At 72.0% G+C, this 20,050-nt stretch carries 20 protein-coding genes; 9 read left to right on the top strand and 11 right to left on the bottom strand.

Translation table 11 applies throughout. From position 1 onward, the window contains the following. The first annotated feature begins 204 nt into the window (after window positions 1-204). From B100_RS0108945 to B100_RS0108935, 3 genes are all read left to right on the top strand, one after another. Window positions 205-1,026, top strand: a complete 822-nt coding sequence (locus tag B100_RS0108945) for an SAM-dependent methyltransferase (RefSeq protein WP_106966970.1) — start codon at window positions 205-207, stop codon at window positions 1,024-1,026. A 205-nt stretch (window positions 1,027-1,231) separates the two neighbouring features. Continuing rightward, window positions 1,232-2,356, top strand: coding sequence for a C40 family peptidase (locus B100_RS0108940; protein ID WP_024884101.1), 1,125 nt, complete (start codon window positions 1,232-1,234; stop codon window positions 2,354-2,356). A gap of 293 nt (window positions 2,357-2,649) precedes the next feature. After that, on the top strand, window positions 2,650-4,011 hold the full coding sequence (locus B100_RS0108935) for a fused response regulator/phosphatase (RefSeq protein ID WP_024884100.1): 1,362 nt from the start codon (window positions 2,650-2,652) through the stop codon (window positions 4,009-4,011). 227 nt (window positions 4,012-4,238) lie between these two features. Here B100_RS0108935 and B100_RS0108930 read toward each other — a convergent pair whose 3' ends face one another. From B100_RS0108930 to B100_RS0108920, 3 genes are all read right to left on the bottom strand, one after another. After that, window positions 4,239-4,571 (bottom strand): DUF2516 family protein, encoded by a 333-nt coding sequence (locus B100_RS0108930; protein ID WP_078540800.1) that lies wholly within the window; start codon window positions 4,569-4,571, stop codon window positions 4,239-4,241. 194 nt (window positions 4,572-4,765) lie between these two features. After that, window positions 4,766-5,413 carry a hypothetical protein gene (locus B100_RS0108925; RefSeq protein ID WP_024884098.1) on the bottom strand — a complete coding sequence of 216 codons (648 nt, stop codon included), beginning with the start codon at window positions 5,411-5,413 and terminating at the stop codon, window positions 4,766-4,768. 77 nt (window positions 5,414-5,490) lie between these two features. Further along, a complete protein-coding gene (locus B100_RS0108920; protein WP_024884097.1) occupies window positions 5,491-6,000 on the bottom strand; it encodes a helix-turn-helix domain-containing protein in 510 nt (169 codons plus the stop codon). 135 nt (window positions 6,001-6,135) lie between these two features. On the opposite strand from B100_RS0108920, the gene B100_RS0108915 reads away from it, so the two are divergent. The 4 genes from B100_RS0108915 (at window position 6,136) to B100_RS0108900 (ending at window position 9,153) form a co-directional block, all read left to right on the top strand. Next, on the top strand, window positions 6,136-6,495 hold the full coding sequence (locus tag B100_RS0108915) for a hypothetical protein (protein WP_486585608.1): 360 nt from the start codon (window positions 6,136-6,138) through the stop codon (window positions 6,493-6,495). Window positions 6,496-6,584: 89 nt separating this feature from the next. Further along, complete coding sequence (locus B100_RS0108910; RefSeq protein WP_024884095.1) at window positions 6,585-7,472, top strand: GNAT family N-acetyltransferase; 888 nt, start codon at window positions 6,585-6,587, stop codon at window positions 7,470-7,472. 53 nt (window positions 7,473-7,525) lie between these two features. Beyond that, on the top strand, window positions 7,526-8,455 hold the full coding sequence (locus B100_RS0108905; protein WP_024884094.1) for an aminoglycoside phosphotransferase family protein: 930 nt from the start codon (window positions 7,526-7,528) through the stop codon (window positions 8,453-8,455). 80 nt (window positions 8,456-8,535) lie between these two features. Next, complete coding sequence (locus B100_RS0108900) at window positions 8,536-9,153, top strand: DinB family protein (protein ID WP_024884093.1); 618 nt, start codon at window positions 8,536-8,538, stop codon at window positions 9,151-9,153. Between the two features lie 13 nt (window positions 9,154-9,166). On the opposite strand, the gene B100_RS0108895 is transcribed toward B100_RS0108900, so the two are convergent. The 4 genes from B100_RS0108895 to B100_RS0108880 form a co-directional block, all read right to left on the bottom strand. Continuing rightward, window positions 9,167-10,003: a carbohydrate ABC transporter permease gene (locus B100_RS0108895; RefSeq protein WP_024884092.1), complete on the bottom strand. Its 837-nt coding sequence runs from the start codon at window positions 10,001-10,003 to the stop codon at window positions 9,167-9,169. Further along, window positions 10,000-11,067 (bottom strand): carbohydrate ABC transporter permease, encoded by a 1,068-nt coding sequence (locus B100_RS0108890; RefSeq protein ID WP_037722535.1) that lies wholly within the window; start codon window positions 11,065-11,067, stop codon window positions 10,000-10,002. The genes B100_RS0108895 and B100_RS0108890 overlap by 4 nt, the downstream gene beginning before the upstream one ends. A 2-nt stretch (window positions 11,068-11,069) precedes the next feature. Then, window positions 11,070-12,365: an ABC transporter substrate-binding protein gene (locus B100_RS0108885; protein WP_024884090.1), complete on the bottom strand. Its 1,296-nt coding sequence runs from the start codon at window positions 12,363-12,365 to the stop codon at window positions 11,070-11,072. A 92-nt stretch (window positions 12,366-12,457) separates the two neighbouring features. Then, complete coding sequence (locus B100_RS0108880) at window positions 12,458-13,684, bottom strand: aminotransferase class V-fold PLP-dependent enzyme (RefSeq protein WP_024884089.1); 1,227 nt, start codon at window positions 13,682-13,684, stop codon at window positions 12,458-12,460. Window positions 13,685-13,909: 225 nt separating this feature from the next. On the opposite strand from B100_RS0108880, the gene B100_RS0108875 reads away from it, so the two are divergent. Beyond that, window positions 13,910-14,605 (top strand): FadR/GntR family transcriptional regulator, encoded by a 696-nt coding sequence (locus B100_RS0108875; RefSeq protein ID WP_024884088.1) that lies wholly within the window; start codon window positions 13,910-13,912, stop codon window positions 14,603-14,605. Between the two features lie 14 nt (window positions 14,606-14,619). Here the strand turns inward: B100_RS0108875 and B100_RS0108870 are convergent, their stop codons facing one another. Continuing rightward, window positions 14,620-16,728, bottom strand: a complete 2,109-nt coding sequence (locus B100_RS0108870) for an aminoglycoside phosphotransferase family protein (RefSeq protein WP_024884087.1) — start codon at window positions 16,726-16,728, stop codon at window positions 14,620-14,622. Between the two features lie 277 nt (window positions 16,729-17,005). After that, window positions 17,006-17,878, bottom strand: coding sequence for a winged helix-turn-helix domain-containing protein (locus tag B100_RS0108865; RefSeq protein WP_024884086.1), 873 nt, complete (start codon window positions 17,876-17,878; stop codon window positions 17,006-17,008). Between the two features lie 171 nt (window positions 17,879-18,049). Here B100_RS0108865 and B100_RS0108860 point away from each other — a divergent pair, with 171 nt between their 5' ends. Then, entirely contained in the window at window positions 18,050-18,235 is a 186-nt protein-coding gene (locus tag B100_RS0108860) for a hypothetical protein (RefSeq protein ID WP_486585607.1), read from the top strand. Here B100_RS0108860 and B100_RS0108855 read toward each other — a convergent pair. Then, the gene (locus B100_RS0108855) at window positions 18,226-18,951 is read right to left on the bottom strand and encodes an HAD-IA family hydrolase (RefSeq protein ID WP_024884084.1); all 726 of its coding nucleotides are present in this window, start codon (window positions 18,949-18,951) and stop codon (window positions 18,226-18,228) included. The genes B100_RS0108860 and B100_RS0108855 overlap by 10 nt on opposite strands. A 29-nt stretch (window positions 18,952-18,980) precedes the next feature. Continuing rightward, window positions 18,981-19,865 carry a winged helix-turn-helix domain-containing protein gene (locus B100_RS0108850; RefSeq protein ID WP_078540765.1) on the bottom strand — a complete coding sequence of 295 codons (885 nt, stop codon included), beginning with the start codon at window positions 19,863-19,865 and terminating at the stop codon, window positions 18,981-18,983. Window positions 19,866-20,050 lie beyond the last annotated feature (185 nt).

Raw genomic sequence — 20,050 nt, 5'->3', positions numbered from 1 at the left:
GCTGCGTGCACGGCTGGAAGAGGGCGTGGATCCCTCGGGGACGTCAACATCGGAACGCTGCGTTCCCATTTCCGCGCGGCGCCGTCGAGGGCGGTCTTTACCGAATCATTGCCTTGAGTAGCTCAACCGTTCGACTGTGCGCTGCGTGGCCGTGCGGCGCACGCGCCGCGATCCGGGGGCGGGTACCCCCGTACCCTCGTCCTCATGACACCGCGCCCCGCCTCCGCCCCCCTGGGCACGGTGACGCGCGGCACAACCAACCCGAACCGGCTGCGCCGCATGGACCGCTGGATCGCCGCCGCGCACGGCGCCGAACTGCGCCGGGCGGCCGACCCGCTCGCCGTCGACCTCGGCTACGGCGCCGCGCCCTGGACCGCGGTCGAGCTGCTGCACCGGCTGCGCACCGCGGCACCCCGCACCCGGGTGGCGGGCGTCGAGATCGACCCGGCCCGGGTCGCCTCCGCCCGGCCCTACGAGCGGGAAGGGCTGGTGTTCCTGCGCGGGGGCTTCGAGATCCCGGTGCCGGGCAGCCCGGTGCTGGTCCGCGCGGCCAACGTGCTGCGCCAGTACGACGAGGGGGAGGTCGCCGGCGTGTGGCGGCGGCTGTGCGCGCGGCTCGCCCCGGCCGACCCGGCGACCGGCTCGCGCGGGGGGCTGCTGGTCGAGGGGACCTGTGACGAGATCGGGCGCCGGCACGTGTGGGTCACGCTCGGCCCGGAGGGGCCGCGCACGGTCACCTTCGCGACCCGGCTGGGCTCCCTGGACCGCCCCTCCGACCTGGCGGAACGCCTGCCCAAGGTGCTCATCCACCGCAACGTCCCGGGCGAGCCGGTGCACGCCTTCCTGCGCGACTTCGACCGCGCCTGGGCGGCCGCCGCGCCCTACGCCGCCTACGGCGCGCGCCAGCGCTGGATCCGGACCGTGCGGGACCTCACGGCCGACTGGCCGGTGACGGACGGGCCGGCGCGGTGGCGTCAGGGCGAAGTCACCGTGCGCTGGGAGGCGTTGGCGCCCAGGGACTGGTGACGGCCCCGGCAGACCGGCCCGCACCCCCTCCGACCGGGAACGATTCCCCACGGCCGTACGTCACACGGGCGGGATGACCGTCGTACGGGGACCACCGTGACGGAAGGGGTGTTATCCACACCCTCTGTCGTTTCGCGCGCCGACATGGCAGCATCCACCCGGCAGCGGAAAGTTACTGACGATTAACCAGGCGGGGGTGGCACGCATGGGGGCGGGCAAACGCGGGGTGCTGACGGCGGCCGTGACCGTGGTGTGCGCGGTGACCGTACTGGCCGCGCCCGGTACGGCGTTCGCGGCCCCCACTCCCCCACCGGACCCGGGCGCGACCGCGAGCGTCACCGTGGTCACCAGCGACCAGGAACTCGAGGCGGTCCGCAAGAAGCTCGAGAAGCTGTACCGCGCGGCCGCCAAGGCCACCGACGAGTACAACGCCGCCGAGGAGAAGGCCAAGCTGCAGACCGCCCAGGTCGTCCGGCTGGCGAAAAGAATCGTCGAGGGCCGGGAGAAGCTCGCCGACCTCAAGGACCGCGCGGGTGCCGCGGCAGCCGCCCAGTACCGGGGCGGCGGACTGCCGCCCGAGGCGCACCTGGTGCTGAGCGACGACCCGCAGGACTTCCTCGACGGCGCGGGACGGGTCCGCCAGGGCGAGCACGCCGCCAAGGGCCTGATCGTGGAAATGACCCGCACCCAGCAGGACTTGGAGCAGTACACCGAGGACGCCCGGGTGCAGATGCGGAAGCTGGAGGCGGGCCGCAAGGCCAAGGCCGCGGCGCAGAAGCGCATCGAGAAGCAGATCGAGGCGGCCGAGAAGCTGGAGGCCGAGCTCGAGCAGGAGGAGAAGGAGCGCCTGGCCCGGCTGGAGCTGCGGGCCGCCGCCCGGGCCCAGGCCGGCTGGCTGAGCTCCGGCGTCCTCGACGACATCACGGCCAGGGCGACCGCGCAGGGCCGCAAGGCCGTGGCGTACGCCACGGCGCAGATCGGCAAGCCGTACCAGTGGGGCGCGGAGGGTCCGAACACCTTCGACTGCTCCGGACTCACCTCGCAGGCCTGGCTGTCGGCGGGGAGGGCCATCCCGCGCACGTCGCAGCAGCAGTGGCAGCAGCTGACGCGCGTCGGCATCAAGGACATGCGGCCCGGCGACCTCATCATCTACTGGGACGACGCGAGCCACGTCGGCATGTACGTGGGCGACGGGACGATGGTGCACGCGCCCCGTCCCGGGCGGACGGTGACGCTCGCCGGGGCCGGTTCGATGCCGATCCTGGGCGTCGTACGTCCCGATCCGGCCACCGACCGGGACGGAGGGCCGCGGGTCCCAACGGCCCCGTGACACCGGCCACGTGACCCATCGCACGTGGATCATGCGGCCGAACCCCCGCAGACGTGACGTTCGTCATCCCCGCGGCGTCTTCAGCCTGTCCAACTGCGGTAGCAAACGCGGCATATGACAGCGGCTGTTGGCCGGGCGGCGTGGTTCACACCATTCCGCTGCGGCGCGGTCACCCGCTATGGTCCCCGTTCGAAGGGGCATCCCCTGCCCGTGCACGAACGTGAAGGCGGGGAACAGGACCGAGATCCGTCGCCCCCGCCATGCCCTCGGGGGGAGGGAAGGAACCCGGAACCATGCCCGCACCCGTACCGCGGCAGAGAGCGATCCCGGCCGCGGAAAGTGGTCAGGCGCCGGCCGCCGCACAGAACGAGTCCGCACTGGAGTTGCCCGAGAACCGGACGGCGGCCCCCCGTGCGGCCACCCCGTCCGACGACGCCCCGGCCCGGACCGGCACCACGCCGGACAAGGCCGAGACGACCACCCACACCAGCCTGACGCTGCTGCTCATCGAGAACGACCCGGGCGGCTCGCCCGTCGTGCCGGACCTGGTCGACCAGTCCGGCCGGCCGATGCGCGTCCGCACCGCCCGCAACCTCACCGAGGCCGAGCGGCTGCTGACCGACGACGTCCACTGCATCCTGCTGGACCTGGCGCTGCCCGCGCCGGGCCACGCCGCCGACGACGACGAGCTCGCCGTGCTCCGGCACGTCCTGGAGCTCGCGCCCCGGCACGCCGTCCTCGCCCTCACCGGCGCGGACGACACCGAGCGCGGCGCGGAGGCGGTGCGCGTCGGCGCGCAGGACTACCTGGTCCGCGACGAGCTGGACGGCCGGCTGCTGAGCCGCGCCATCCGCTACGCGGTGGAGCGCAAGCGGTCCGACTCCGCCGAGCGGCGGCTCGCCGAGGGCCGGCTGCGCGCCCAGGAGAACCGCCGGCTGGAGCGCGGCCTGCTCCCCACGCCGCTGCTGGACGGCTCCCCGCTGCGCTTCGCCGCCCGCTACCGCCCCGGCCGCTCGCGCGCCCTGCTCGGCGGCGACTTCTACGACGTGGTCCGCACGCCCGACGGCACGGTGCACGCCATGATCGGTGACGTCTGCGGGCACGGCCCGGACGAGGCCGCCCTCGGCGTGGAGCTGCGCATCGCCTGGCGGGCGCTGACCCTGGCCGGGCTGTGCGGGGACCAGCTGCTCAGCACGCTGCAGCAGGTGCTGGAGCACGAACGCCCGGACGACGAGATCTTCGCGACGCTGTGCACGGTGGACATCGCGCCGGACGGCCGCCGGGCGGGCCTGTGCCTGGCCGGACACCCGTCCCCGCTGCTGGCCAGGCCGGGCATGCCCGCGCGGCTGCTGCCGTACGACAACAACGGCCCGGCGCTCGGGCTGCTGCCGGGCGCCCGCTGGCCGCGGATGCAGGTGGAGCTGGGCGCCGAGTGGAGCCTGATGCTCTACACCGACGGCCTGATCGAGGGCCGCGTCGGCGACACGGGCGAGCGGCTCGGCCAGGACGGCATGGTCGAGATGATCCGCCGCCGGCTGACCGAGGGCCTGAGCGGCGAGGAGCTGCTGCGGACCGCCGTGAACGAGGTCCGGGACCTCAACGGCGGGGAGCTGACGGACGACGTGGCGGTGCTGCTGCTGGACCGGACGCGCTGAGCGGCGCCGGGGGCCGCCTCGGACGCCCGCGCGGTCTCGCGCCCGCGCGGCTGGGGTTCCGGGGCGGCCGCGGGCCGTCCTGAACCGTTCGCGCGGTTCCCCGCGCCCCCTGAGGGCGCGACGGCGACCGCGCCCCGAAGGGGCGGGGGTCTGCGCGAGAAAGCACGACGCACCCGCAGATACGACTCAGAGGCGCCCACCCGTGAACCCGGCGTGCCGGGTTCCGGTCAGCGGCCGCCGTTGTACGGGCCGTAGGGTCCGTCGCTGCTGGAGCCCCGGCGGGAGCGTCCGCCGCCCGGCAGACCGCGCAGCGCCGGGCGCACGTCGACCATGTACACGATCGTCGCGATGAGGCCGATGATCGGCAGGAACGACAGGATGTTGAAGATCAGGTTCACCACGAAGGCGATGCCCAGGATGATCAGCCAGAACGGCTTGGTCTTCTTGTCCGCCGCGCGGTAGGCGTCCTCACGGCGGATGGCGGCGTCGATCAGCGCGAAACCGCTGAACACGATCAGAGCCATGCTCAACAGCCACATGAAATTGGCGAAGCCCTGCATCAGCACTACGTCCACCACCCGTACTCGGCTCGTCCACCACGCCGTCGTCACGCACCGCGCCGCTCACGCGCTGCGCCGTCTTCCGCCGTCACCGTACCCGCATCCGCCGGTCGGCTACCCGGACAAACGGACCGGGCACCGCGTAAGTGCCCGGCCCGTGCGCCTTCGTCCCGGTCACGTCGTCCGCGTGCGGCTCACTTCGCGGGCGGAGTCGTCTTCTTCGCCGTGGGCTTGCGGGCCGCCGGAGCCTTCTTGGCGGCGGGCTTCCCGGGGGCCGGGGCCTCCGCGGCGGCGGGCGCGTCCTTCTTGGCCTCCGCCGGGGCGGGGGCGGGGGCGGTCGCGGGCTTGGCCGGGGCCGGGGCCGGACGGGTCGCGGGCTTCGGCTCGACCGGCGGCTCGACGGCCACGGCGATGTCCTCGATGCCCTCGGCGGCTTCGCCGCGCCAGGTCTTCACGGCCTGCTCGCCCTGCTCGGCGAGCTTCTCGTAGGCCTCGCGGGCCTTGACCGCGTACTCGGCGGCGACGCCCACGCTGCGCAGCGCGAGGTCCTGGGCGCTCTCGCCGAGCTTCTTCAGGTCGGTGTCCAGCGAGCCGAACAGCTCGTTGGCCTTGGTCTGCAGGGTCTCCTGCGTCTCGCGGACCCGGACGGTCACCCGCTCCTGGACGGCCTTGGGGTCGGTACCGCGGACGGCCTCGATGCGGGCCGGGGCCTCGGTGCGCAGCTGCTCCACCAGAGCCGGCACCTTCCTGGCCTGCTGCAGCGCCAGGTCGGCGGTGCCGGCGGCGAAGTAGAGCGGCTTCGGGTCGCTGAAGGTCTTGCGCAGGTCGTCGGTGATGGCCATGGTGATGGTTCTCCCGGATGTCGTTTCGGCTGAGGGTCTGTGTGGTCCGCGGTGGGTGGCCGGTGCCCTGGTCCGGCTCAGCCGGCCGTCCGCCGCGGGTCGCTGTCGTCGCCGACGGCTGCCCCGCCGCCGTGGCGCACGGCGGCTTCGCCGCCCTTGCTGGTGGAGGCTGCCGCACTCGGCTCGGAACCCGGATCGGGCCCGGTGGGAACCGCCTCCCCGTCCTCTTCGGTGCCCCCGAATCCGTTCTCCTTGCGGAAGGACTCGTAGATCTGCAGGAGCACCTGCTTCTGGCGCTCGTTCAGCGTCGGGTCGGCGAGGATGACGGCGCGCGTCTCGACCTCGTCCCGGTCGCGCTCGGCGTCGAGGATGCCGGCGCGCACGTACAGGGTCTCAGCGGAGATGCGCAGCGCCTTGGCGACCTGCTGGAGCACCTCCGCGCTGGGCTTGCGCAGCCCGCGCTCGATCTGGCTCAGGTACGGATTGGACACCCCGGCGGCGTCGGCGAGCTGCCGCAGCGACAGCTGCGCGTTGCGCCGCTGCTCGCGCAGATACTCACCGAGACCACCGACGTTCAGGGATGCCATGCCTCCCACCATGACGCACCCTGCTAACAATTGCAAGCACCCTGCTTGCAAGAGTGCGCTACCGCCGGCGCGGGGGGGCCTGGACGCACGCTTCGGCGTCGAGAAGGATCAGGAGGCGTGAAGCCGCCCTCCGAGATGGCTGAACGTGAGTACTTCGCCTCCCTCGGCGCGCGTCCCAGCATGTTCGTCGGCACGGGATCGTTCCTCATGGCGGCCGCGTTCCTGACCGGCCGCGACGAGCACGCCCGCGAGCGTGGCGGGCGTGGCCTCACCGGCTGGCACGAGTGGCTCGTCGCCCGGAGCGGAGGCGAGGGTGAGGGCGAGACCCAGGGCAGGGGCGAGGGCGAACAGTCCTGGCCCACCGCGGTCCTGCGAATCGCCCTGCCCGACGGCTGGGAAAGCATTCTGAGCCTGCCACCCGACGACGAACGGCACGCCCTCACGGTCCTGTTCGAGCTCCTCGACGAGTTCATGGCCGAGCGGGAGTCGGCCTGACCGAACCTGACCGAAGCGGCGGGGCGGGGCGGGCCACGCGCAGCGCCCCGGCGATTCCGGCGGGGCCGGTTCGTCCGGGAGGATGCGGCATGCGACCCGACGACTGGCACCTCACCGACGACGTCGAGGACTTCCTCACCCGGGCCGGAGGCTTCCTGCGCTCGCGGCCCGCCCTCCACAACACCGCGCTGACGGACATCGAGACGCTGCGGGCGCCCGGCGCCGGGGCCTTGGTCCTCGGCCGGCTGGAGGCGGACGGCGAGGTCCGTGCGGTCTGCTACCTCACCCCGCGCGGCCGTCTGGGCCTCACCCCGCTCTCCGCCGAACGGGCCGACGTGCTCGCCGCCCGTCTGGCGGGCCTCGGTCACTCCCCCACCCAGGTCGTCGCGGACCACGACACCGCCGGCGCCTTCGCCGCGTCGTGGCAGTGGCACAGCGGCGCCGCGCCGACACCGTTCTGGCGGACGCACCTCTACCGTCTCGGCACGCTCACCCCTCCGCGGCCGCTCCCGCGGGGGCGCGGGCGCCGCGCGGGAGCGGGCGACCATGAGCACGTGGTGCGGTGGTGCCGTGAGTTCTGCGTCGAGGTCGGTGAACGGCCCTCCCTCGAGCTGATCGACGCCGGCAGGTGGGGCGCGTCGCGCTTCGGGGACCGGCACTTCACGTTCTGGGAGACCCCGGACGGCACGCCCGTCTCCCTGGCGGCCGTGACCCCGGTCGTCGGCGGCATGGTCCGGGTGGACCCCGTCTACACCCCCGCCCGCCACAGGGGACGGGGCTACGCGGGTGCCGTGACGGTCGAGGTGAGCCGGGCGGCGCTGAGCGCGGGCGCCACGGACGTCGTCCTGTTCGCCGACCCGGCCAACCCCACCAGCAACGCCCTCTACCGGCGCATCGGCTACGTCCACCTCGCCGATTTCGCCGGACACCGGTTCGCGTACGGCGGGCCGGACGCCGGGCGGGGGCGGACCTCCTAGGGGCGGGGAAAAAGCGCTGGCTTCCGGCTCGGTACGGCGTCGAGACTTCCCCGGTGACGCTTCACGAGAACGAGATCCCCGTCGACGAGGCGCTCGTCCGGTCACTGCTGCGGGCACAGCGGCCGGAGTGGGCCGGCCTGCCCCTGGCTCCCGCGGGCGCGGGCACGGACAACACGATGTACCGGCTGGGCGACGACCTGCTGGTGCGTCTGCCGCGGACGGCGGACGGCGCACCGTCCCTGCGGAAGGAGCAGGAGTGGCTGCCCCGGCTGGCGCCCCACCTGCCGTGTCCGGTCCCCGAGCCCGTCCACGCCGGGACACCGACCGACGCCTGCCCGGTGCCCTGGTCGGTCCACCGCTGGATCGACGGTGAGGAGCCCGGCCCGGGCACCGTCCGGGACTGGGCGGCCTTCGGTGCCGACCTGGCGGCGGTCGTACGGGCCCTCCACCGCGTCGACCTGATGGGCGCGACGCGGGCGGACGGTCTCTCCTGGTACCGGGGCGGAAGCCTGGTCCCGTGCGACGAGTGGGTCGGCACGAGCCTGGACGCCTGCCGGACCCTCCCGGGGCTGGACCTCGACATCGACACGCTGGAGCGGCTGTGGCTGGCGGCGCTCGACCTGCCCGAGCCCTCGGGGCCCCACGTGTGGCTGCACGGTGACCTCAGGCCGGCCAACCTCCTGGCCCGGGACGGCGCGCTCCACGCGGTGATCGACTTCGGCGCCCTCTCGGTCGGCCACCCCGACGCCGAGCACGCCCCCGTCTGGGACCTCCCGCCCGAGGCCCGCCGGGCCTACTGGGACACCCTGTCCCTCGACGACCTCACCTGGCTCCGCGCCCGCGCCTGGGCCATCGCGGTGGGCGTCGCCGGGATCCCGTACTACCGGCACACGTTCCCGGCCTTCGCCGCGGAGTGCCGCAGCCGCCTCCAAGCGATCCTCACGGACGCGGCGACGCGCCGAGCGGACGCCTCGGCGGGCTGAGCGGACGCCTCGGCGCGCTGAGCGGACGCAGTCGACCCGATCACGCGGACGGTGGCCGCCATGGGCGACAAACTGGACCCATGACACTCGCCGATGCCGCCAAGGCCGACCTGCACCGCTATCTCCAGGAGGCCCGGGACGCGCTGGTGTGGAAGCTGGACGGGCTGACGGAGTACGACGCGCGGCGGCCGATGACGCCGACCGGGACCAATCTGCTCGGGCTGGTGAAGCACGCGGCCGGTGTGGAGCTCGGGTACCTCGGTGACACCTTCGGGCGGCCGTCGGGCGAGCCGCTCCCCTGGCTCGCGGAGGGGGCGGAGCCCAACGACGACATGTGGGCCACCGCCGACGAGACGCGCGCCGACGTCGTCGGGCTGTACCGCCGGGCCTGGGCGCACGCGGACGCCACGATCGGCGCCCTGCCGCTGGACACCACCGGCCGGGTGCCGTGGTGGCCGGACGACAGGGCCGAACTGACCCTGCACCACGCGGTGGTCCGCGTGATCGCCGACACCCAGCGGCACGCCGGCCACGCCGACATCCTGCGCGAGCTCATGGACGGCGCGGCGGGCGAGCGGGCCGGGCGCAACAGCCTGCCGTCGTCGGACCCGGCCTGGTGGAAGGCCTACCGCGCCCGTCTGGAGCGGGCCGCCGGGGACGCCGCCGGGCCCGGGGGCGGGCACGACGGCACCCCGTGAGCCGGCGCCCGGCTCACCCCTTCACCGCGCCCGCCGTGAGCCCCTGCACGATGTGACGGCTGGCGAAGGCGAACAGCACCATCGTCGGGAGGATCGTCAGCACCGCCGCCGCGGACATCGAACCCCAGTCGATGTTGAAGCTGGAGATGAAGCCGTTCAGCGCCGTCGGCACCGTCTTGTTCTCGTCGCTGTTCATCAGCGTCACCGACAGGAACAACTCGTTCCAGCAGTTGACGAAGTTGAAGATGAACGCGGCGACGATCCCCGGGCGCATCACCGGCAGCAGCACCCGGACCAGCGCCCCGAGCCGCGACAGGCCGTCGATCATCGCGGCCTCCTCCAGCGCGTCCGGGATGTTCTCGAAGAAGCCGCGGAGCATCACCGTGCAGAAGGGGATGCACACCGCGATGTAGACGAGCATCAACCCAAGGCGGTTGTCGACCAGTCGGAGGTCGGTCATCAGCAGGTACAGCGGACCCAGCGCGATGAACGACGGGATCATCTGCGTGACCAGGGCCGCCATCAGCAGCGCCGACTTGCTGCGGAACTCGAAGCGAGCGAGGACGTACGCCGAGAGCGTCGAGATGGCGGTGGCCACCGCGCCCGCGACGGTCGCCACGACCAGGCTGTTCACCAGGTACGTGCCGAAGTCCGCCTTGCCGAAGAGACCCTGGTAGTTCTCCAGGGAGAACCGCTCGGGCCAGTAGGCGATCGGGAAGGAGAAGATGTCGCCCGGGTCCTTGAGGGACGTGACGACGATCCAGTAGAGCGGGAAGAGGGAGAAGACGAGCCAGAGGCCGAGGAACGTGAACTTGGTGGCCCGGCCGGCCGTGGTTTCCTTGCCGATCACGCCCGCACCCCTCGCTTCCCGAACGTGCCGAGCTTCCCAGGCCCTGTGCCGCCTCGGCGTCCCGCCCCGCGCTCCCGCGTCGCCAGCAGGAAGAACACGGCGAACACCAGCAGGACCGCGACGACGATCAGGCCGAGCGCGGACGCCTTGCCGTAGTCACCCTGCTGCGTGATCTTGATCATCCAGGTGGTCACGATGTGCGTCTCGTTGTTCGGCCCGCCCCCGGTCATGCCGAAGATCAGGTCGGGGAAGTTGAAGATCCAGATGACCCGCAGCAGCACCGTGAGGGCCAGCGTCACCCGGATGTAGGGGATGGTGATCTGGAACAGCGTCCGGGCCTTGCCCGCGCCGTCCAGCGCCGCCGCCTCGTACAGCTCGTCGGGGATCGACTGCAGCGCGGCCAGGATCATGATCGCGAAGAAGGTGACCCCGTACCAGATGTTGGCGACCAGTACGGCGGTCATCGCGGTGTCCGGGTCGGCCAGCCAGGCGATCGGCTCGTCGATCAGCCCGGCCCGCTGCAGCAGGTCGTTGACGACACCGAACTCGCTGTTGAACATCCAGCGGAACAGGATGCCGATGAGGAACCCGGAGATCGCCCACGGGAAGAAGATCAGCGCCTGGTAGAGCCCGCGGAACCGGAACCGGCGGCGCAGCCACAGCGCGAGCGCGAACCCGATCACCAGCTGCGGCACGATCGAACCGACCACCCACAGCGCGGTGTTGCTCAACACCGTCCCCCACACGGGGTCGGTGAAGACCTCCCGGAAGTTCTTGATCCCCACCCAGGAGGTGTCCGTGAGGTCGGTCAGGTTCCAGTTCCGGAAGGCCATCTGGCTGCCGGCGATCATCGGGTAGTACGTGAACAGCGCCACGAAGACCGCCGCCGGCGCCATGAAGGCGGCGATGACCAGGCCGCGCCGGGTGGTGAACTCCCGCCTGCGGCGTCCTCCCGCGCCTCTTCGCCGGGGCGGGCCGCCCTCCTTGCGGACGGAGGGCGCCATCGGCGCGCCGGACGCCGGCGTGGACGTGCCGGAGGTACCGGACGTGGACGTACCGGACATCGTCACTTCTTCCACTTCTCGGTCCAGTACGCGTCCCAGCCGGCCAGCAGGTCCTTCGGCGTCAGCTTGCCGAGGATCATCTTCTGCACGTCCGTGTCGGCCCGCTGCTGCCACTCCGTCCACCACGCGACACCGCGCGGCTGGGTGACGACCAGGTACTTGTCCGGGTTCTCCGTCATGGTGACGTAGCTGGCCCACGGGCCGGTGCGGTAGAAGTCGTCGTCGGCCGCCGACTTCAGGATCGGCACCAGGCTGTTCTCCTTGCTGAAGCGCGTGGACGCCTCACCCTCGGAGAGGAACCGCACCAGCTTCACGGCCTCGGCCTTGTGCTTGCTGCCCTCCGCGACGCCCCATCCGGCGGTCGCCAGCGGCTGCACCGTCTTACCGCTGGGCCCCGCCATCAGGGGCGCGGTGCTCCACTGGTTCTCGTCGATCGACTTCGACTCCGAGACGGTGGCGATGACCTCGGGGTCCTGGAGCAGGAACGCGGTCGAGCCGTTGGTGAAGCCCTCCACCATCTCCGGGTAGCCCCAGGCCACGGACGACTTCGGCGACGCCTTCCGGAACAGCTTCAGGTACGTCTCCATCGCGTCCAGCGCCTCAGGCGCCGAGAAGATGGTCTCGCCGTTCTTCAGCAGGTAGCCGTTGGCGGGGTCGATGTCGTCGGCGACGTACGCCTCGATGGCGGCGGTCGCGTTGCTGTGCGCGTTGGCCGCGCCGCGGAAGGCGTAGCCGTAGCGGCGCGAGGACGGGTCGTGGATCTCGGACGCCTGCTCCAGCAGCTCGTCCCAGGTGGCCGGGGGCTTGTCGAAGCCGGCCTCCTTGATCAGGTCGGTGCGGTGGAAGAGGCTCAGCCCGTAGAAGCCGTACGGGACGAAGTACGTGCGGTGCTCGGCGTCCTCGGCGGCCGCGACAGCGTTGTCGGTGAGCGCGTCCCAGCCCTTCCAGCCGGTCAGGTCCTTCTTCATGTCGTACAGCCAGCCGTTGTTCGACCAGGGTCCGACGGTGATGTCGCGCACCTCGAGGACGTCCACGCCGCTGCCCGACTGCAGCATCTGCTGGAGCTTCTGGTCGGCCTGCTCGGTGGGCGGCGAGACCAGGTTGACCTTGACCTTCGGGTTCTGCTTCTGGAAGTCGGCTATCAGGTCCTCGAGCAGGTCGGTGCGGGCGGGGTTGGTCAGGCTCTCCACCATGTTGAGGGTGACCGTTCCGCTCTCACCGGGGCTCATCGTGGAGCAGCCGGTCAGGACCATCGCGGCGGCGGTGCCGAGCGCGAGAGCTGCCGTCCTTCTTCTCATCGTGCTGACCTCTTCCTTCGGTGAACGGGGGGACGGGACGCGGGGCCTTGCGTGGGGGAAGGGGCGTGCGGAGGGGTGTGCGGGGTGGCCGGTCAGGTGCGCGCGGCGCGGGCCCACTCGCCGAGCACGGGAACGCACCGCTCGGCGAAGTACTCGTAGTCCTCGGCGGTGTTGTAGACGTGCGCGGACAGCCGTACGTAGCCGACGCCGTCGAAGGCGGTGAACGCGGCCTCGACGCCCAGCTCGGCGGCCACCCGGTCGCGCAGGGCGTCCGCGGCGATCCGGCTGTCGGCGAGACCGTCCGGCAGCCGCACCAGCCGCATGCCGGGCACCGGCATGCCGACGTCCACGAGGGCGTCCACACCGGTCAGTTCGGCGACGGCCGCGCCCACGACGCGCTCCGCGTAGCCCGCCAGTCCGTCCATGTGGCGGCGGGCGGCGTCCCAGCCCCAGGTGCGGTCGACGAAATCCAACGCGGCCTGCGTGGCCAGGTAGTTGGTCGCGTCGACCGTGCCCTGCTGGTCGAAGCGGTCCGGGTACGGGTCCGGCGCGCCCCAGGAGTCGATCAGCGGGTGGAGACTGTCCCGCAGCGGGCCGCGGGCCACCAGCCCCGCGGTGCCGCGCGGGGCGCAAGCCCATTTGTGCAGGTTGCCCGCCCAGAAGTCGCAGGTCAGCCCGTCGAGGGGGGCGGCGAGCAGTCCGGGCGCGTGAGCGCCGTCGACGAGCAGCGGGACACCGCGCCGCGCCGCCTCCGCGCCGATCAGCTCCACCGGCAGCCGGCGGGCGGTGGCCGAGGTGATCTGGTCGACGACCAGGAGGTCGGTGGCGTCGCCCACTTCGGCCATGACGGCCTCGTACGCCTGCTGCTCGTCCGCGCCCAGCGGGACGTGCGCGGTGCGCACCCGGCCGCCCCAGCGGCGGGCGAGGCGTTCGGCGCCCATCGTCACGGCGCCGTAGCCGTGGTCGGTGACGACGATCTCGCCGCCCGCCCGGCGCTCCAGGGAGGCGTACACGACGCTCACCCCAGCGCTGGCGTTGGGCACCAGGGCGAGGTCGCCCGCGTCCACTCCGAGGAAGGCCGCGAGGCCGGCGCGGGCCGCCGCGAGCCGCCCCGGCAGCTCGGGGAACCACACCACCGGCGCCCGCTCCATCTCCGCCCGCAGCTCGTTCTGCCGCTCCTGGGCGACCAGCGGAACGGCGCCGAAGGACCCGTGGTTGAGATGGCGCAGGGCGGGATCCAGCGACCACGCCTGAGCCGCCGGCCGGCCGTCGGACAGCAGCAGGGGGCGCGGGGCGGTGCTGACGTCGGTCTCGCTCACATGACTCCCATCCGCGAGGGACATCAGACCCTCGGGCAACCCGAAGGCCAAGACGTATGATGACTCGGGATGTTGGCATGGCGTTTTCGGCCATGACAAGACCCGTGAACGCCTAGAAATCAGATGACTCAGAAATGTTTCATCAAAGACATCTGATCTCTCGGCCCGCTACAGTGCACTCGGGCGGGGGCGCGCCGGACGCGGCCCGTCAAGGGGAGGCATCGGATGTCGGCAGTCGACAAGGCGTTCCACGGCCTGCGGCACATGATCGCCACGGGGCGGCTCGGCGCCGGGGAGCGGATACCGCCCGAGGCGGACCTCTGTGAGGAACTCGGTGTCTCCCGGGGCTCGTTGCGCGAGGCGGTGCGCATGCTCGCGGCGCTCGGCGTGATCGAGCCGCGTCACGGCTCGGGCACCTACGTCTCGCAACTGCGCCCCGAGGACCTCATCGGCAGCCTCTCCCTGACCCTGCAACTACTGCCGCTGCCGGGACTGTTGGAGGTCTACGAGATCCGCCGGGTGCTGGAGGCGCACGTCGCGGCGAAGGCCGCCGCCCGCGCCACCCCCGAGACGGTCGAGAGGCTGTTCTCCCTCATCGAGGCGATGGAGGCCACGGAGGATCCCGCCGAGGCGTCCGACCTCGACCACCGCTTCCACGCGGAGATCGCCCGCGCGGGCGGCAACCCCACGCTGGCCTCCCTGCTCGCGGTGTTCCGCGCCCGCTCCCGCAAGTACCAGGTGTTCACCCTCCCCGAAGGTCCCGAACTGCGCCGCAGGAGCGACGCCGACCACCGCGTCCTGGCCACCGCGATCGCCGACCGCGACCCCGGCCAGGCCGCCGGCGCGGCGGAGGCTCACGTCGCCCAGACGGAACGGTGGCTGCGGGCACTGATGCCGCCGGTGGAGGACGACGAGGTCTGACCCGCCGCCGAGCCTCAGATCAGGGCGCGGAGCAGGTACGGGTTCGCCGTGGCGCGGACCGGGAGGCCGAGGGCGCCGTTGGCCACCGCCAGCGTGACCGCGTACGAGGCCACCGCGCGGCGGACGTTGGGGGCGTCGAGGCTCGCTCCCGTGACGATCCGATCGAGGTCGATGTACGCGGAGCGGACGGTCTCCAGCCGGCGGTAGACCTGCCAGTCCTCGCGCCAGTCGCGCGTGTACGCGGACGGCAGCACGCGTTCCCAGCGGCGGAACATGCGGGCGCGGATCTCCGGGCGGGTCGGCGTGAGGTGCATGTGCCGGACCAGGTCGTACAGGGGATCGCCGATCAGGGCCATCTCCCAGTCGATGATGGTCAGCCACCCTGAGCCGTCCCGGCGCACCAGGTTCCACGGGTTGAGGTCGCCGTGCAGCAGGGAGGGCTCCCGGTGGCTGACCTCCTGCCGGGACAGGATCTGGTTCAGCCGTACGGCGTCCGGGAGGCCCAGCTGCCGGGCGAGCTGCTGCGTCTCCTTGGGCAGTTCGCCGACCAGGCGGACCAGCTCGTCCTTGAGCCAGCGGTGGAAGCCGGGTTCGCCCGCCGTCGGGTCGAGGTGCGTGTAGTCCACCCGGGTCAGCGCGCACAGCTGGTCCACCAGCCCGTCCGCCTCGTGCGGCAGCAGGCCGTTCACGGGGTGGTCCGGGGGGCCGTCCACATCCTGCGGGCCCACGTAGGTGTGGATGGCGAAGGTGTCGTCCGGATAGGTCTCGCCCAGCGCCAGGGCCCGGGGCGCGTGCACGGCGACCCGGGCCTCCTCGATGCCGCGCAGCACGGCGTGCTCGCTGAGGAAGTGCGGCTCGCGACGGGTGACGTCGGGCAGCCTGCGCCGTACGACGACGGGGTGGTCCACGCCCGGGACGCGCACCACGGTGTTGAGGTGGGCGGTGCCCTTGAACACCAGGCGGGCGGGGGCCGCCCCCTCCACGGACAGCGCGGCCAGCACGGCGGCCTCGCGGAAGTCCTCCGGTAACGGCAGGCGCGGGTCGGGCTTCCAGCCGAACGTCTGGCCGCCGTGCCCGCCGTGTCCGCCCCGGCGCGAGGTCAGCCAGCGGAACAGGGCGCGCTCGATCTCCCGGGGCCCGGGCACGTTCCGCAGGTGGAGCGGGCCCGCCGCCGCCTGCAGCGCCCGGTTCACCTCCGCCGTCGCCTCGTCCAGGGTCTTCTGGGAGAACGCCTGCTCCAGGGACTGCGCGGCCCGCATCACGTCCGGGAAGACCGACTGCGCGCGCTCGAAGTCGAGGTAGTGCTGCAGGTCCTTGGCCAGCCCGTTCACCGCGGCGGGCCGGATCCCGCGCATGGCCCCCTCCCAGGCGGCGATCACCTCCGGCCACTGGTGCTCCGGGTAGCGCATGCGCACCAGGTGGGTCGCCAGGTCGTGGAGGGGGTCGCCGTAGGTCGCCAGCTCCCAGTCGACGCAGATCAGCGGGAGCGAGCCGCCGTAGGAGACGATCACGTTGTCCCGGTGCAGGTCGGCGTGGAGCAGGCTGAACGGCCGCCGGGCCATGACGGGGGTCCGCCCGGCGAGCCGCACCAGGGCGTCCTCCGGGATGCCCAGCGCCGCGAACAGCCCACCGAACACGGTCCAATTGGGCCGACGGATCTGCCGGTCCGCGAGGTCCGCGAGGGTGCGCAGGAATCCCTGGCTGTCGGTGTCGTTGCGGGGCCAGCAGGCAGGCAGGGGCGGCAGACTGCTGCGCCGCACCTGGGCCATCTGGGCGAGCAGCCCGGTGAGCGCCCGGATGATCAGTGTGTCGAGCGGTTTGTCGTTGCCGCAGACGCTGGAGAGGGGCACGCCCTCCACATAGCTGTGGACGGCGAACCCCGGCCCCTTGGCCAGGCACTGCGGCACATGCGGCAGGACGCCCTTGACCGCTCCGAGGATCTCGTCCTCGTTCTCCCAGGTCCTGATCACCACCGGCAGCGCCTCCGCCCGGCGGACGCGCACCGTCACCGACGTCCCGGGCTCCCGGCCCAGCAGGCGCGCCTCCGCCTCACGCAGCTCCAGCACGAAGTTCTGGTTGTGGTGGCCGCTGCTGATCGCCCCGCACCGGGTGGCGTGCTCCATGAAACCGCGGAGCCGGTCGTCCGGCGTGGTGGGCACCCCGAGGACCGGTCGGGGAAGGGGTGGTGCGCCCACTGGCCGCTCCGTGAGGTACGAGGGAGTCCACAACTGACGGTAGGCATGCCGCCTCCGCTTCCGCATGCCGGAAAGGCATGCGCCGGACAGGGTGTCACCCGTGTGCCCGAATCGCGGAAGCCCGTCCCAGTGGCGGATGTGCTCCCTGGTACGAACGGGGGGAGAGCGATGCTCGATCGGTGGCCGGAATGCTACAGCACGGCGGTCACTCCGAGAGGAGGTTCCAGACCGAGTCGAACCACTGCTGCATGCTGTCCACGAACACGGCTCCCGGAGCGGCGGAATCCCCCGGATCCTTCACGTGATGGGTGAGCGTGGCGCCCAGTCCCAGCACGTCCAGCGCGGTCACCACCTCGCCGCGCTCCAGCTCCAGCGGCCGCTCGATGATCTCGTACATGCCGTGCAGCACCTCGACCGCGTTGAACAGGTACAGCTTGAAGGTCGGGGTGAGCGGGGTGTGCCGGATCCGGACGTCGACGGACGGGACCAGCCGCTCGGTCTGCAGGTCCCTGAGCGCCCCCACCAGGGAGGTGGTGTGCGACTCGGTGATGATCCGCAGCCGCTCCCGCAGCCGGGGGTCGTCCCGGTCGTCCTTGACCCTCGGATACGGCAGCGGCAGCGACGGGTCCGGCAGGAGCATACGGAGAGTGATGTGCTGGGGCGAGATGAAGCCACCGCGGATGCGCTCCGACTGGAGCCGGATGTGGGCGTCCAGCGATTCCGAGGTCAGCGTGTAGACGTCGAGCGTGACCTCGGGCTGCTCGAAGGCCTCGCTGATGAAGGGGGCCAGCGTCACCTGGCCGTGCAGCCGGGTCGCCTTGGGCGCCGAGGACTGGATGCGCTGCGTCTTGACCACCCGCGAGCCGCTGCCCCGACGGGACTGGATCCAGCCCTCGCTCACCAGGTCCCGCAGCGCCCGCTGCACCGTGTCACGGGAGACACCCAGCTCCACGGCGAGGGCCCGCTGCGCCGGCAGGAACGAGCCGAGGGGATAGACGTGGCCTATCCGCGCGCGCAGCTCGTCGGCGACCCGCTGGGCCTCCCGCCCGCCGCCTGCCTCACCTTGCCGTCCGGCCACGCCCGGAACGTACCGCCTTCGGTCCACCGGCAAACCAACCGTCCACAACTCCCGCGTCGCACATGACCGTTGGTTAAGGGATCAACCGGGCCGGGCAGACACCCTTCAGGCCAACCAGTCCAATTGGACGGAGAGTTGAGCGCTGACGGAAAGTGGAAGGGAGATGGTCGGATGATGGCCCGGCTCGAACTGCTCTCGGCGCTCGGCGAGCTGTCGCTGAGCCTGCTCACCGAGGACCGCCTGGGCCTGGCCGGCCTAATCCTGCTGTTCCTCGTCGGTGTGGGGGTGCGCGCCCGCCGTGAAGGGCTCGCCGTCGGGGCGGCGGTGCTGCTCACCGTGCTGATGATTCAGGCCTGACGCGGCTCCCGCACCGCCTTCAGCACCGGCTCCAGCGAGTCGACGACCGTCCTGGCCCCCGCGTCCCGCAACAGCTTCCCCTTGCGCTCGTTGCGGGCGTAGCCGAGGAACGGGACACCGGCGGCCCGGGCGGCCTGGAAGTCGGAGGGGGTGTCGCCGATCATCAGAGCGGTCGACGGGGCGGCGCCCATCGCGTTGAGGGCGCGGTTGATGCAGTGCGGGTGCGGCTTGAGGTACCGCAGTTCCTGGGTCCGGCCGTAGATGTGGGGGGCGAAGCAGGACAGCAGGCCGCGCGTGCCGAGGTACTCGCGCGCCACCTGAGGGGAGTTGTTGGTGGCGACGGCCAGTCGGGCGCCCACCGCGGTCCAGGTGCGGACCAGCGGATCGGCGTACGGCGTGGGCATCGCGGAGACGGTGGCCTTCAGCTCCTCCTTGGTGAGCCGCTCCTCGAGCTCCTCGACCAGGTCGCTGCCGGGGTGCCTGCCGTCCACGGCACGCAGGACGGCGTGCGGGTCGAGGGACTCACGTTCGGTCTCGTTGAGCAGGCCGTGCAGCCCCTGCCCCTCCAGCCACTCCACCAGGTCCCGCGCCACGCGTTCCGCGGAGTGGCCCGCGAACAGGCGGCAGACGGGGCCGTCGAAGTCCCACAGCACGACTCGGGCACCTTCGATCAGGTTCCGCAGGTCGTCCGGTTCCGTCCCGGTCTCGGCTGTCACCGCTTCAGTCTGCTGCGTCTCAGAAGTCACTAGGAGAGTGTCAGGTCCGTCGTGATGGTTTCCCAGAGGGCGTCGAACCACTTCTGGGATTCCTCCACGAACGCCTGGTCCCGCCGGCCGGCCCGCTTGGCGAAGGAGAAGAGGAGGGAGGCGGAGCCCAGGGCGTCGTACATCTCCAGGGTCCGGCTCTCCCACTCCTCCTCGCGCCGGGTCAGCATGTAGTAGCCGATCAGCGCCTCCTCGCCGTTGAGCAGGTACAGCTTCACCGGCGGGGTGAAGGGCAGCGCCCGGAACGACACCCGCACGTCGATGCCGTGCGTGGCGCGCAGCGCCTGCAGGTTGTGCTGGAGCACGCGGGCCTGGGAGTTGCGCTGGGCCAGCCAGCGTTCGTGCACCGGGTCCTCGTCGCCCGCGTCGCGGCCGTCGACCGGCACCGGGAAGGCGAGGTTGATCCGGCGGGACGGCAGCATGATGCGGACGTCGATCGCCTCGGGGCGGATGCGGCCCTCGTGGATCTGCCGGACCGGCTCGCCGACCGCCAGCATGAAGCTCTCGGCGGTCAGGCACACCGCGTCGACCCGCACCCGGGCGGTGGAAAAGGCGTCCGTCAGCCGGGGCGCGAGGCCCACCATGGTCGGCTGCGGCTCCTCCCGCGCGGGGGCCGGGGCGGCGATCCGCGGCGGGCTGCCCTTGCTGACGTTGCTCAGCAGGCCGTCGTCCTGGAGGGCGCGCAACGCCTGGCGGACGGTGCCGCGCTCCACGCCGAACTCCTCGGCCAGCTCGGCCTGCGTGGGCAGGCGGTCGCCGGCCTTGAGCTCACCCCCGCGGATACGTTCCCGCAGGATGTCGGCGATCTCCTGGGCCGAGAGCTTGCTGCTGCCGTTCACTGACACGTTCTCCTGGGCCACGACCAAACGCTACAACTTTGGCCCATCTATGGGGAGTTGTTTGAAAGTTGTTTTGGAGTAGGAACCAAGTGGGGACAACATAGATGGAGTTGGTTGCCAACTTGGTGAAGTTGGCGGAGGTTTCGGTTCCGTTCATCTCACCGCCGCAGGCCGCCACACCGCCACCGCACCTCCGCCCCGTCCCACCGTTG

The sequence above is a fragment of the Streptomyces sp. CNH189 genome (assembly GCF_000527195.1).
The sequence above is the reverse complement of the archived record's forward strand: the minus strand, read 5'-3'. Positions and strand labels throughout refer to the sequence as shown.